12 protein-coding genes are annotated in these 14,203 nt (G+C 47.9%); 4 read left to right on the forward strand and 8 right to left on the reverse strand.

The genetic code is table 11. The features are described from left to right. Positions 1 to 411: 411 nt before the first annotated feature. Positions 412 to 558 (reverse strand): hypothetical protein, encoded by a 147-nt coding sequence (locus QZZ22_RS11290; RefSeq protein WP_292464924.1) that lies wholly within the window; start codon positions 556 to 558, stop codon positions 412 to 414. On the opposite strand from QZZ22_RS11290, the gene dnaG reads away from it, so the two are divergent. Both dnaG and QZZ22_RS11300 read left to right on the forward strand, forming a co-directional pair. Continuing rightward, positions 559 to 2,076, forward strand: coding sequence for a DNA primase DnaG (gene dnaG, locus QZZ22_RS11295; protein WP_292464925.1), 1,518 nt, complete (start codon positions 559 to 561; stop codon positions 2,074 to 2,076). Between the two features lie 268 nt (positions 2,077 to 2,344). Then, complete coding sequence (locus QZZ22_RS11300; protein ID WP_292464943.1) at positions 2,345 to 2,629, forward strand: UPF0058 family protein; 285 nt, start codon at positions 2,345 to 2,347, stop codon at positions 2,627 to 2,629. Positions 2,630 to 2,634: 5 nt separating this feature from the next. Here the strand turns inward: QZZ22_RS11300 and rimI are convergent, their stop codons facing one another. Together rimI and arcS are read right to left on the reverse strand one after the other, a co-directional pair. Then, positions 2,635 to 3,153, reverse strand: a complete 519-nt coding sequence (rimI, locus tag QZZ22_RS11305; RefSeq protein WP_292464927.1) for a ribosomal protein S18-alanine N-acetyltransferase — start codon at positions 3,151 to 3,153, stop codon at positions 2,635 to 2,637. 33 nt (positions 3,154 to 3,186) lie between these two features. Next, positions 3,187 to 5,025 (reverse strand): archaeosine synthase subunit alpha, encoded by a 1,839-nt coding sequence (gene arcS / locus QZZ22_RS11310; RefSeq protein WP_292464929.1) that lies wholly within the window; start codon positions 5,023 to 5,025, stop codon positions 3,187 to 3,189. Between the two features lie 84 nt (positions 5,026 to 5,109). Here arcS and QZZ22_RS11315 point away from each other — a divergent pair, with 84 nt between their 5' ends. Next, positions 5,110 to 6,492 carry an FAD-linked oxidase C-terminal domain-containing protein gene (locus QZZ22_RS11315; RefSeq protein WP_292464931.1) on the forward strand — a complete coding sequence of 461 codons (1,383 nt, stop codon included), beginning with the start codon at positions 5,110 to 5,112 and terminating at the stop codon, positions 6,490 to 6,492. A gap of 2 nt (positions 6,493 to 6,494) precedes the next feature. Further along, positions 6,495 to 7,553: a (Fe-S)-binding protein gene (locus QZZ22_RS11320; protein ID WP_292464933.1), complete on the forward strand. Its 1,059-nt coding sequence runs from the start codon at positions 6,495 to 6,497 to the stop codon at positions 7,551 to 7,553. Positions 7,554 to 7,807: 254 nt separating this feature from the next. Here QZZ22_RS11320 and QZZ22_RS11325 read toward each other — a convergent pair whose 3' ends face one another. The 5 genes from QZZ22_RS11325 to QZZ22_RS11345 all read right to left on the reverse strand — a co-directional run bounded on the left by QZZ22_RS11325 (position 7,808) and on the right by QZZ22_RS11345 (position 13,919). Further along, positions 7,808 to 8,749 (reverse strand): hypothetical protein, encoded by a 942-nt coding sequence (locus QZZ22_RS11325; protein ID WP_292464935.1) that lies wholly within the window; start codon positions 8,747 to 8,749, stop codon positions 7,808 to 7,810. Between the two features lie 173 nt (positions 8,750 to 8,922). Next, positions 8,923 to 10,731: a YgiQ family radical SAM protein gene (locus tag QZZ22_RS11330; protein WP_292464937.1), complete on the reverse strand. Its 1,809-nt coding sequence runs from the start codon at positions 10,729 to 10,731 to the stop codon at positions 8,923 to 8,925. Positions 10,732 to 10,805: 74 nt separating this feature from the next. Beyond that, positions 10,806 to 11,447, reverse strand: coding sequence for an MBL fold metallo-hydrolase (locus QZZ22_RS11335; RefSeq protein ID WP_292464939.1), 642 nt, complete (start codon positions 11,445 to 11,447; stop codon positions 10,806 to 10,808). Positions 11,448 to 11,515: 68 nt separating this feature from the next. After that, a complete protein-coding gene (locus tag QZZ22_RS11340; RefSeq protein WP_292464941.1) occupies positions 11,516 to 12,274 on the reverse strand; it encodes a TatD family hydrolase in 759 nt (252 codons plus the stop codon). Positions 12,275 to 12,407: 133 nt separating this feature from the next. Then, positions 12,408 to 13,919: a 2-isopropylmalate synthase gene (locus QZZ22_RS11345; protein ID WP_292464945.1), complete on the reverse strand. Its 1,512-nt coding sequence runs from the start codon at positions 13,917 to 13,919 to the stop codon at positions 12,408 to 12,410. Between the last annotated feature and the right edge of the window lie 284 nt (positions 13,920 to 14,203).

The raw sequence follows: 14,203 nt of genomic DNA on the forward strand, positions 1-14,203 counted from the left end.
TGTTACCCATAAGTTTATAAGAGTTTGAATGATATTACTTTATGTAACCGTCATGTTATGGTTGCAATCCATGCTTGAAATTCGATCAAGATCACAGAAATGCTCTTATGCAAGAGTATTTCCACTAATGCAAATATAGTTTAATCATAATCCTTATTCATTACATGTAAAACCTATCTCACAGATAAAGGAGTAGCGAAAAATAAAGGTACAAGGCATAGTAAAGATTGATTGAGAATCAGATAAGGGGTTTGGAAAACTGCTAATCATGTCTGCCAGAAGATGTTTGAGTGGTCAGAGCAACGGGCTGGTGCCCGCGGGAAATTGCTTGCTACATATCGGCACACCTATTAGAGGATGTAGTCTTACGGTCATACCTAACACTGCATTTTATAACACCTGATTTATATTTTAAATCACGGATTCCCTTCCTGATGTCATTACTGCCTGTCCCCAGTACATGTAGTGTAGCGGGTAGTATTCTATTTTTGCATTGGGCTGAAGGCTTGAGAGGCTTTCGACGATACGCATATCATCATAAACTTTAGGAGAATCCAAATGCAAAATGCAGACACTACTAAATATATCATTCATTCAAAGATCAGCGCTGAAGGAATAATCGAACGTCCCGATATTGTAGGTGCGATATTCGGCCAGACGGAAGGGCTGCTTGGTTCTGACCTTGACCTGCGCGACCTTCAGAAGACAGGAAGGATCGGAAGGATCGAGGTTGTCGTAAGTGCCAAGGCCGGGAAGACCAAGGGTACTATCCTTATCCCTTCAAGTCTTGACAAGGTCGAAACTTCCATTCTGGCAGCTTCCCTTGAAACCATTGACAGGGTCGGTCCCTGCAGTGCAAAGATAGAGATAACCCAGATGGAGGATGTCAGGGCCACAAAGAGGCACCAGATAATCGAGAGGGCAAAGTTCATCCTTACAGGCATGTTCGATGAGAACCTGCCGGAGTCCCAGGAGATTGCAGACCAGGTGCGCCAGTCTGTAAGGGTCGAAGAGATGGAATACTTCGGAAAGAACAAGATTCCTTGCGGTCCTGCAGTATTTGATTCTGACGCCATTATAGTTGTGGAGGGCCGTGCTGATGTACTCAACCTCCTTCGTTACGGTATCAAGAACACAATCTGTGTGGGAGGCACTAATGTACCTCCTGAAGTTGCGGAGCTTACCAAGAAGAAAGAGACAGTCACAGTCTTCACTGACGGTGACCGCGGTGGCGAGCTCATTGTCAAGGAATTGGTCCAGGTCGCCAATGTAGATTACATTGCACGTGCTCCTGATGGGAAGAGTGTTGAAGACCTTGTGCAAAAAGAAGTCATAAGAGCGCTCAGGCAAAAAGTTCCTGTTGAACAGGTGCTCGATAAGTATAGTATAAGGGATTCTGAATCAGATAACGCATCCCACATGGCACGGCTGCCAAAACGCAAGGAAAGAAGGACCTCTGATATAAAAAGGATAGTTCCGGCGGAAGTTCCAAGGGTGAGTCCCACTGAAGTAAAAAGGATAAGCCCCGTAAAAGTGCAAAAAGCAGATGAGAAAGAGTCTCAGCCTATTGCAGAGAGTGAGAGGTCACCACAGTCCCGTGAGAGACCCTCTGCCGAGAGGTCACAATCACGTGAGAGAGCACCTGCCCGTGAAAGGCCGCAATCCCGTGAAAGAGCACCGTCCCGTGCAACTCAGGGTGAGAGGCCACAGTCCCGTGAGAGGTCACAGCCCAGGGACGATTCGGAACCATCTGCCGTAAGGCCTGAGATTGCAAATAGATCATCTCCTATAGGCAGTAAGTTCAAGCCTCATGCAAACGACCTCATAGGCACTTTCAGTGCCCGCTTCCTGGACGGGAAGGATAAGGTTGTCAATGAGACTGCGGTCAGAGACCTTGTGAACACTCTCAAGGATTACCAGAATGAGGTAAAAACAGTTGTCTTCGATGGAGTTGTCACGCAGAGAATACTTGACATAGCAGCTGACAAGGGGATAGAGAACCTTGTGGGTGCAAAAGTTGGAAGCGTTACCAAGAGGCCTGCATCAGTAAGAATATTCACAGCAGATGCATTATAATTCTATCTTGCGGTGCCAGTACATGGCACCATAATCTTTATTTATTCTTAATGTTATTATTTCTACAGTATTCGTATTAATAACCATATATAATCATTAATCATTTACTTTTTTCACATATGTTTATCTAATATATACTCGGCAGTCTCCTGCCGGGAAAATGTCTTTATTTCGCATATCGCAAATATAGTCCGGTTGAGATTTTATACTGTGACGGATGCACAACAGAGTGCTCCTGAAGGTTGGTACTATAAGTTGGTTGGTTGATATGCACAAGGATGAGTTGATACAATTACACACATTAATGGCTCAAATCAAAAGGCATTTTGAGTACATGGGTATAGATTACAAGTTCAGCCACTATGATTCGCTGTCTATAAGCCCCTTACATGTTCACAGGAGCAAAGCAGAGCATAAGCACGCGATATTTGTGCTGGGAAATGATCTGGCTTCTGTCCTTTCAAAGGATGATCTTTCAGGGATGGGGCGCACTTCTACGAGGATGCAGGAGCTTGCCCAGCGGGCTGGTATTCATCTTATGAAGAGCACCTGAAGTATCTATATGATATCTAGCCTGTAAACAGACTTAACTGTCCGGAATGGGACTGTATGTAAAAAGCTACCTGTTGCACTTCTTGTAACAGGGGTCAGTCTTTTTTTCATAACAATTCCGTCCTCGCCATCTGAGTAGTAGTTATGCTGGATCCAGCAGGGGATAAAGCCTATCTTTTGATAGAGCCTCTGTGCCTCATAGTTGCTCAGTCTGACTTCCAGGCTGGCAAAGGACAGCATTTTTTCCCGGAAGATGTGTGTAACGGTATCCAGTAAACGCGTGCCGATGCCATAACCCCTGTAATGCTCTCTTACTGCAAGTGAGAATATCCTTCCCTCTTCGCCGGATATCTGATAGCCGACCACAAAACCTGTTATATGTTCCCTCTCCTCAGCAACCAGGAAACATTCACTGTTCATTTCATAGAAGCTCATATAGATGAAAGGGTTATGCTCGGCAAATGCCTCTGATTCGATTTCAAGTACTTCTGAAAAATCATTGGGCTCAAAGTTCCTGACGATCATTTACCTGTATAATCTCCCCTTACTTATCTGTTCTTACAGTTTTTTAACATGGCGCAGATCCACTGCAACTCCTCTGCCGGATCTCTGCATTTCCATACCGCTCATCACAGCTCTGCCCACACACAGGGCTTTTTCGCCGCATATGAACACTTCATCGCCAGGTCTTATACGCGGGTCCGCTTCGAGAACTCCCGGAGCCAGCAGGGAACCTTTCGGTACAAAGTCATCTATCTTTACCTGATAATTTCCAAAGGGCACCATAAGTTCCGTTCCTTCGACAGTGACAGCAAGCGTGCCGTATTGGGGTATGAGAGTAACAAGCTGTTTCTTTCCGACGAATATCTGATACTTGGGATAAGGACCTTTTACTACCGAGTCCGCAGGTACGAGAACACTGCCTGCTCCCTTTCCGAACTGGTAATCGGCTATAGAGCGTATCATGTCCTTCTTTCTTTCCTCTACGTTGCGGGACCTTCCGTCGCTGTGCTTCTCTACTTCTTCTTTCAGTCTTCTGAGAGCCTCATGGGAGCTGACGTTGCCGGAACCTGTGAATATCATCTCGATGCCCAGTCTCCGGGAAACTGTTTCGCATATCTCCCTGTAAGCATCTTCCACATGGGCGATGATAGTTCTGTACTGATTCTTTGTAAGGTACTTTTCAAGGCAGCCTGCCACCCATTCCTTTTCCTGTGCATCCCAGTGTCCAGTGACTGCTGTATCGTAATGTGCGGCGGGGTATGTCAGTTCCAGTTCCCTGGGGACTATGCCGATAGGTGATGTGATAATAACTTCATGGACATACCTGCGATTACTTCCGATAGCATTGATGAACCTCCAATGGGAGTTTGAGATTGAATAGGGCTTCTTAGCCGAGCAGGGCAGCAATACCAGTATGTCAGCCTCAGGAGGAGTGTATCTTTCAAGGACACGTGTGGCAAAACGCACGATTTCCACTCTTGATAGTGACTCTGTGCTGTTTGCCAGCATCTCATTGGACCTTGCAATAGGATTGTTCTCCTCTGCGTAATTATATTCGCTGTCAGCCAGTCGAAGTAAGGCAGTAAGCCAGGGGCGTGTCCTGCACTGTCCTTCAACATATTCCCTCAATGTGCCGGCACGAATCTTTTCCCTGACAAGGGCAAGTTCACTTTCCTGTGCATTGAGGTTGTGCATCTCAAGGATCTTTGCACGCTGCCTCCTATCCTGGGATTTCAGTTCATCGGCAGTGGTGCCAGTACATGCCACGCATCTGCAGGGCAGTTCAGCAAGGGCGTCAAGGTGGAACCTGCCTGCAGATGTAAGATAGATGTCGCTGTGTGCCGCAATTATAGCTTTAGTGTTGTCCAGGATATCTATACCCAGGTAAACAAGCAGTGCAACATTCTCCGGAAGGCAGATATTGGGCGTGTAAATGGCGGTATCGGGTGCAACATCTCTTTTCATCTCAAGCAGCATGTTGAAGAACCGTCTTGCATTGTTCTCAAAACATCCTGCTCCCTCCATTACGTAGAGGTCGCTCTTTCTGATACCCTGAGAATGTCGATAGGTGGTCCCGGTGGGACCTGTTATGTCAAAATCAAGGCCCTTGACAGCAGAGTTTGCTATATCGTCAGGGACCTCAGGAGGGAACGATTGGTGAGGGAGGATGATGAGCGCGTTCTCTCCCGCAGCATTGCGTATTTTGTTAAGTTCTTCCCGGGCTGCTTCTGTTGAGCCGAGTTTCCAGAGGGAGCCAGCATCAACTATGGGGCTTTCCGGGGAGCCCAGGGTCCGGCTGTCCACTATAAATGGTGTCTGGATGGTCTTGCCCAGCAGCAGTTTCCCAATCCTTGCAGCTCCATCGCGTTGCTGTACCTCAAAATATCGTGTCATTGCTGCCTAATGGGTGTAGATAGATGTAAAGTTTTGCATTCACCAACAAGTTTAAATCCTTCATACTTAGTAAAAACTGATTCCATGCAAAAGACCGATCTACTGGACAAACTGCAGGAGATTGTGGGGAAAGAAAGAGTTTCCGCATCTGCTGCCGAACTTTATTGCTATTCGTTCGATGCTTCCCAGGTAAGGGGAATGCCTGAATTCGTTATCAGGCCAACTACTACTGTACAGGTATCGGATGTAGTGAGGCTCGCCTGGGAAAAAGGGATATCGGTGACTGCACGTGGTGCTGGCACGGGTCTTGCGGGCGGCTCTGTTCCGGTAGAGGGTGGCATTGTACTTGACATGTCTTCAATGAATAAGATACTTGAAATGGATTTTGACAATCTTCAGGTGATAGTGGAGCCTGGCATCGTCCAGGAGAAACTGAACCTGGCCCTTGAGCCATATGGTTTCTTTTTCCCTCCTGATCCGGGCAGTTCTGCAATGTGTACCCTTGGCGGGCTTATAGCCAACAACGGAAGTGGCATGCGTTCTGTCAAGTATGGTACGACCCGCAACTACGTGCTTGGGCTTGAAGTGGTTCTTGCGGACGGCACTGTTATCAACACAGGTTCAAAGACAATAAAATCAGTGGCAGGATATTCCCTGACCGATCTCTTCGTCGGCTCTGAGGGAACACTTGGCATTATCACAAAGGCAATACTGAAGGTACGTGCCCTGCCAAAAGAGCGTTCAGTGCTGCTTGCTTCCTTTGAGAACCCCGAGCTTGCGGGTAAGGCAGTGGTAAAAGTGCTGTCCTCAGGAATAGTACCTTCTGCATGTGAGATCCTTGACAGTAATATAATAGATGCAATTAACACCTATGACCCGAAGGTAGGGCTTCCCCAGGCAGGAGCTATCCTGATGTTTGAGATGGACGGGACAGAGAGTGCAGTGCGCGAAGGCATTGCCATGATAGAGGATGCCTGCAGTTCACTGGCTACAGGCATCAGGGCCGCGACCAACAAAAAGGAAAGGGAAGAGATATGGGCGGCAAGAAGGCTTGTCGGTGCGGCGGTATCAAGGCTTGATCCCATGCGTACCCGCGTATATCTGGGTGAGGACATTGGCGTTCCTATAAAGGAGATTCCCAAGATGCTTCATAAGGTCCGGGAGATATCCGAAGAGTTTGACCTTCCTATCATGACCTACGGGCATATCGGCGACGGAAACCTGCACACAGGAATGTGCATTGACATGCTTGACAATAAAGACTGGGACAAGCTGAACAAAGCGGCCGATAAGATACATCGCACTGCTATCTCCATAGGAGGCACTGTAACAGCAGAACATGGCGTTGGCGGTGCAAGGGCGGAATACCTCGAACTGGAACTTGGAAAAGCCTTTGATGTGATGGTACTTATCAAGAAAGCCCTTGATCCCAAGGGGATACTCAATCCCGGCAAGATGGGGGTCTGAAAATGACAGAATCTGATATGCGTTCTATATTGAAGTGTGTCCGTTGCGGAACCTGTCGATCCGTATGTCCCATATTTGATGTGGTCGGCTGGGAATCGTCAAGCTCCCGGGGGCGCATGCTTATAGCCCATGGCGTCTCTCAGGGCCTGGAAGTGGACGAGGGTGTGCTCAATAGCCTGAACATGTGTACCACCTGTGGTATCTGCGAGCAGTTGTGCCCGTCAGGTGCAGCTCCTCCTAAAGTAGTGGAACATACAAGGCACCAGCTGGTACTGCAGGGCAAAATGACCCAGGCTCAGAGGGATATCGCATCCCAGGCCAATGAACTTGGCAATACTCTTGGTGAGACCGGGGAGCGCATGGCATGGCTTGGTGAGTCCCGGGCGGATGTGAAGGAAAAGGCCGACTATGTTTATTTCGCAGGCTGCCTGGGCTCCTACAGGTACCCGGAACTTGCCAGACGCACATTCGATATTCTCAAGAAATTCGGTGTGACAGTCCTGAAGGATGAAGTATGCTGTGGCTCTCCTCTCCTGAGAACCGGCTCTGGCCCCCTGGAGCTTGTCTCAAAGAACCTGGAGCAGATCAAGGCAACAGGCGCCCACACCATAATCACAGGATGTGCCGGCTGCTATACGACTTTGAGAAATGATTATCCGGATAACCTCGAGGTTGTCCATGTTTCCGAATTCCTTGCAGAGCACCTGGCTGAGATGGATCTGAAAAAGCTCGACCTGAAAGTGTCCTATCACGACCCCTGCCATCTGGGAAGGTGTAACGGCGTATTCGATGCGCCAAGGAATATCATAACCAGTATCTGCGACCTTAAGGAAATGAAGAACATCCGTGAGAAGTCCAGGTGCTGCGGTGCAGGCGGAGGCGTGCTAAAAGGCTATCCTGAGCTGTCCCAGGAGCTATCAAAGAAACGCGTGGAGGATATCCCTGAGGGAGTCGACTATCTTGTCACTTCATGCCCACTCTGCAGGACAAATCTCAAGCGTGGCGGCCCGAAGGTAGAAGTACTGGATATAATCGACCTGCTGGAAATGGCAATGAAGTAATTGCCCTCCTCTTTTTCCGGTTTTCAATGTCAAGCTGGCCAAGTATCGTTCAGTATCATTTTTATCAGTTTAAGTTTTACTCTCCTTGGCATATGGGAAGGCTTTTTGGTCTGCCCATGTTCATCCTCCAACAATTAAGATGATGGATAACCAACTCTTTTCTGCCCCAGTACTCAATTAATATATTTAGTGCTGTATACTGTTGGTTTTAGGTTATTCCATCAGCCACATGTCAAAAAGGGTCTTACGTCGATTTATGGGATGTCCTTTTTCCACTTCGTGCCAATAATTAAAGCAGCAGCAGCGATCAATATTCCAAATCCCGGCAGTGATGCTACCGGCTGGGCGTCTTCCGTATCCGTGCTCTCATTAGCCTGCTCATTTTGCGGAGCATTCATTATCTGTTCTCCACTCTCCTCATTTCCTTTTCTATAAGACTCCATAAGATCATCATAACCTGAAAATTCAGCATTCTCCTCCCTGGAATCTTCATACCCGTTCATTTCCCGCAGCCCGGTGTAATTGACATTGAGCCTGTTAGTCACAAGCGTGGTCGGGTATAGCCCGCCGTCAATATCAGCTCCCAGAACATCGTATACTATGGAAGAACCGTCTTCTGACCAGTAGACCCCATACATCTCTGCGCGGTTCCATTCCATAGGTGTATGTTTCGTATTTTCCTTATAGAAAGGAAGAAGCTCCCTGTGGATGAGTTCATTTGAATCCACCGACATGATATCAAGGGCATACTGAGCGTTCCTGCCGTCTCCCAGATGAACTAGTTTTGGTGCTGCATACATCCTGCTGTCAGGGGAAAAAGCAACAGCATAGCAGCCCATAGTGCTGATGTCCTTTATTCTGACCTCTCTGGGCCTTTCAGGTTTGCTCAGGGCATAGTCCTCGATACCCATATCAGAATTGACATAATATATCTTGTAAAATACGGAGCAATTGCCGTCGGGACTGACAGTAGTCCTTGGAGTTAACTCGTCGTTCAGTTTAACCGATGAATGTTTTCCATCCTCACTCTGCCTGGCCATCTCATGCATTTCAATGCTTTCAGGGTTTGTATATGACATCGAATAGAATTCATCTTCCCCTATATTCTCATCTATACTGGTCACAGGGCTCCCCATCGCAGAAGCAACCTGAAGAATAATAAAAACTAAGCTGATTATCCCCACTACCAAATTCAAATGCATACCTCCCACTTATCGTACAGTTCTGAATGTACAATGATAATGTGCGCGAATGTATTAAAAAAGTAACGTTTTTATTCCTTCTTATTTAAAGGCAATTGCATTTTTATTTTGTACAGGAAGATATCGTGCCATATCAGCCGGCTGCACTGCAATGGCACTTCGTATCGTTACCATCCGCTCCTGGGTCCTTTTTCCGAGCTTCTCGGGATCAGGCAGTTCCATGTGTTACCCACAAGGTCCAGCCTTCCTGTGCGCTTTAAGCCTTCATAGACAAGAGTATGGTTCCCCGGTTCCCTGTAATGCAGCATGGCGCGCTGAATGCTCTTTTCTTTCTGGGAGGTTGCGACGTAGACCTTCTTGCCTGTGAAAGGATCCAGGCCTGTATGGAACATGCATGTAGCGACTGTCATGGGGGTCGGGGTGAAGTCCTGTACCTGTCTGGTATACCTGCCGGTGTCGCGGATGTATTCGGCGGTGGCGATCATATCCTCAAGGGTACAACCGGGATGCCCTGAAATCAGGAAGGCAACAAGGTACTGGTCCTTGCCAAGCTTCCTGTTTATCTCCTTGTATTTCTGCTCGAATCTCTCAAAGGTCTTCCTGTCAGGTTTTTTCATGACAGCTGTGACCCTGTCGGAATAGTGCTCGGGTGCCACCTTGAGCTGGCCGCTGACGTGATGGGCGCATAGTTCTTCCATATACTGCTCGTCAAGCAATGCCAGGTCGTAACGCACACCATAGCCCACGAATACCTTGGATATGCCGGGCAGTTCCCTGAGCCTTTGCATCAGCTCTATCAGTTTACTGTGGCTGGTGTTCATGGACGGACAGACCTGCGGGTAAAGGCACAGCTTGTTCTTGCACGCTCCGGAGCTCTCCCATTTCTTGCAGTCCATGCCGTACATGTTTGCTGAGGGACCGCCAAGCCCGTTAATAGTGCCGTTGAATCCCCTGATATCCCTGAAGCTTTCAGCTTCCCTGAGTATCGACTCGATGCTGCGGCTGCGTATCATGCGTCCCTGGTGCATGACTATCGCGCAGAATGAGCATGAACCAAAGCAGCCTCTGTGGGTGGTGATAGAGAATTTAACCATATCCAGGGCAGGTATCTTTTCCTGGTATGAGGGGTGAGCCTCCCTGGTAAACGGCAGTTCGTAAACATGGTCGAGCTCTTCCTGGCTTAATGGCCTCATAGGCTTGTTCTGCACGACCACGGTCTTTGGGTGCACCTGGATTATTCCGTGCCCGCAGACTGGATCCTGTTCCTCGAAGGCCGTTTTGAAGGCTTTTGCGTAGATTGCCTTGTCCTTTGAAACTTCCACGTAGGGAGGTATCTCCATATATTCGCTGAGAAACTCCTCTTTCTTTTCCTTCCAGCTTTTGATGTCCATCTTCCAGACAGTACCGTCAACGTCAGTGATCTGGCTGGCAGGTGTGCCATTTTTTAACCTGTCGGCAATGGCAAGCATCTGCAGTTCGCCCATACCATATACCAGCAGGTCCGCGGGCGCATCGGCGAGGATGGACTGGCGCACCTTTTCAGACCAGTAGTCATACTGGGCAAAGCGGCGCAGTGATGCTTCTATGCCTCCGATGATAACGGGAACATCGGGATACGCTTCCTTGAGCCGGTTGGTGTAGACAATACATGTCCTGTTTGGCCTCAGCCCGGCTTTGTTGCCAGGTGAGTAAGCATCATCATGGCGTAGCCGTTTTGATGGAGTATAATTGCTTACCATTGAGTCGGTGTTCCCCGCGCTTACGGCAAAGCAAAGGCGCGGTTTTCCAAGTTTAGTGAAGTCTGCAATATTTTCCCACCCTGGCTGTGCAATAACACCAACCTTGTACCCGGCATCTTCAAGCACCCTGCCTATGATGCTGGTACCAAACCCGGGGTGGTCTACATATGCATCGCCTGTGACAATGATAATATCAAGCTCTTCCCAGCCTTTCCTCCGTACCTCATCAGGGCTCATAGGGAGGAATCGGGGAATATAGTTTTGTCCAGTGGTCCTTTCTTTTCTTGCCATAGTGTATCTTAAAATCCTAATTAGAATCTTAAAAAGCCCCTGGACATCTTCAGTGACATCCCGATCTGGCCGTTCACATCGTCAGAGGTGCTGATGCCATGTCCGGGGTAAAGTGTCTTTACATCAAGCTCTGTGAGCTTGCTTATGGATGCAGTCAGTGCGGAGGGATTACCTCCCTCAAAATCAGTGCGTCCGATGCTGCCGTCGGGAAACACAGTATCTCCGGAGAACAGGCTCTTTGATGCGGGCTCATAGAGGCAGATACCTCCGGGTGTGTGGCCGGGCGTGTGTATAACTTCCAGCTCCTCGCCTTCTCCTATTTTTATTTTCTGGCCGTTCTCAAGCAGTATGTCCGGCTCAATATGAGGTGACCTGCGGCCAAAGAGGGATGCTGCATTAACATCATCATTTTTGAGCAGGGGCGCATCATCAGTGTGAATGGCTACTTTTGCACCGCTCTTTTTTGCTATCTCCTCTGCAGCAGCTGTATGGTCGAAATGGCAATGGGTAAGTATGATAAGCTCAATTTCTTTGATATCTATTTCCTTCTCAATGGCAGCTATGAGTGCAGATGTGTTAATTCCGGTGTCTACCAGTACCTTTGCATTAATGAGGTACGAATTGGCATCGTAAAGTCCGGCGTTGAAATGTTTGACTTGCATGTTAGCTTAAACTCCTGAATATGAATGATATTAATGATATGGTGTCAATGGGGTAATAATAGCGAGATTCAGATGCCAAATACCCTGCGTGTATTTCGAACTGTCGATATGGCCACTTCGGATGCATCTATTCCTTTCAGGGCAGCTATCTGCGGAACTGAGTCCGCTACGAATGCAGGCTCGTTCCTGCCCTTCCGGGGTGACAGGTAGGGACTGTCCGTTTCTATGAGCATGTTATCAAGGGGCAGATGCTTTGCTATTGAGCGATGATGTTCGGAGAAGCAGACTAGTGTTGGAACAGATACAAAATGACCTGCGTCCACGATCTCCCTCATAGTTTCCAGGGAGCCTCCGTAGCAGTGGAATACTACGGTATCAAGGTCATGGCTAAGTTTGAGGGCGATATCTTCGGCCTCCCTGCCGTGGATAACAAGTGTCTTGTTGTACTTGCGGGCAATGTCTATGACCTGCCGGAATACTTCTATCTGCCGCTGACGGCCGCTCTCTGTTTCACAGTAATGGAAATCAAGTCCTGCCTCGCCGACTCCCACAGCCCTGTCAATGTTCCTTTCTATCTGAGAGAGTATCTGGCTGATCTTCTCATCACTGGCATCCGGGACCATCTGGGGATTGAGCCCTAAGGTAGCGTGGATGAAGTCGTATTTTTTTGCAAGCTCAAGTGAGGCTATATTGGTACTGTAATCCACTCCGGAATTTATCATTGCGATGATGCCTTCCTGCCTGGCTCTTTCAATTGTTTCTCCGCGGTCACGGCTGAACTTGGGAAAATCGAGGTGGCAATGGGAATCAATTATTTCATATTGCATATATGGGCCTTCAGTTTCTGGTAAGTTATTGACAGGATATCTGCCATTAAACCATATATAAAAAAGTACAATTACTCTTATCCTTAAGGCTTTTCCGGGATAAGAGTATAACTCTTAAATCATTGCTGCCAGTTTACTGCATGCTCCATAGCTTTTTCTTTTCAAGCAGAAGATTGATTGCTGTTACGAGTGCGTCCACTGAAGCTGTCACGATGTCAGCACTTGCAGAGTGCGCAGTAACCACACGCCCTTCTTCATCCTCTACACCAATAGTGACCTCTGCAAGAGCATCTCCGCCACCGGTGATAGCCTCTATCCTGAAATCGCGGATCTTTATTTTGGTGTAACCATCAAGCATGCTTGCGACTGCCTTGAGTGAGGCATCGATGGGTCCCACACCAAAGTTTGAGGCAGTGACTTCACGGTCGCCTACGATAGCTCTCACTACTGCTGTTGGCGTTGTGAGGTTGCTTGTCATGACTGAGAACTCTTTGAGCTTGATGGTCTCATGCCCGAGGTTCTTGCCAAGGACTGCCGAGGCTACGGCGTGAAGATCGGCGTCGCATATACGCTTGCCGCGGTTTGCAATTATCTTTATCCTGCTGAGTATTTCGTCCAGCTGTTCTTCGGTAGGCTGGATGCCGATATCGCTCAGGGTCTGTTTGACCGCATGCTTGCCTGCATGTTTCCCGAGTACTATGCGGCGTTTGTGGCCAACCATTTCGGGTGTCATAATGCCCGGTTCGAAGGTGTCGGATTTTTCAAGTACTCCATGGGTATGTATACCGGACTCATGAGCGAATGCATTATCCCCTACGATGGGGGTGTTGGGAGGCATGTGTATACCTGTGAAATTCTCGACCATCTTCGAGGTTTCGAGGAGGTATTCCGTGTTGATATTGGTCTTCGCACCGTATATAGATTGAAGGCACATGGCTACCTGTGCAAGATTCGCATTGCCTGCACGTTCGCCAATACCGTTGATAGTTACCTGGACCTGGCTCGCGCCGGCTTCTACTGCCATGAGGCTGTTGGCGACTGCAATGCCAAAGTCGTTGTGACAGTGGACGTCAATGGGAATGGTGACTTCTTTGTATATGTTCTTGATAAGCTCATACATTCCGGATGGTGACATTATTCCTACCGTATCGGGAACGTTAATTATGTCGCATCCTGCTCCTTCAACGGCTTTGTACACTTCTATAAGATAGTCAAGATCTGTTCTGGTGGCATCCATTGCAGAGAACATGCATTTTACACCGTGGTCTTTGATGTATTCCACGGCATTCACAGCCATGGTAACAACCTCTTCACGGGTCTTTTTTATGGTGTGGATTCTCTGTATGTCGGATGTTGAGACAAAAGTGTGTACTACGTCTACACCACAGTCGATACATGCGTCAAGGTCTTTTTGCAATACGCGGGCAAGACCACAGACATCAAGACTAAGTCCTTCGCTGGCAATAGCTCTTACATTCTGCTTTTCCCCTTCTGATGAGATGGGGAATCCGGCCTCGAGAACGTCTACTCCGAGTTTGTCGAGTTGCCGTGCAATCCTGAGTTTTTGCTCATTGGTAAGGGATACGCCAGGTGTTTGTTCACCGTCGCGCAGTGTCGTATCAAAAATAGTCTTATGTTTGCCTATAATCGGTTCATCGCTGTAAAAAGCGATCCCTCAGTTGTACGGTTGAATTCATGGTAATCATTCCGGCTTGTAATTGATTCTATATAAAGTCTCTGTTAATGTATTTAGGTTTCTATAATATAAGGTGACAATTCGTGCCACTAGCTTTTTTACTCACTGTCTGCCATATTATTGGCTACTTTTGCATTCATGGGGAAGCCTTTTATATGAACGTGCGCTTGTAGTGCTGCTCTCAATCACGAGATGGATGTGGCTTTGTGCCATTATCAGTCTTTGAGAGACTT

The sequence above is a fragment of the Methanolobus sp. genome (genome assembly GCF_016278365.1).
Taxonomy (GTDB): domain Archaea; phylum Halobacteriota; class Methanosarcinia; order Methanosarcinales; family Methanosarcinaceae; genus Methanolobus.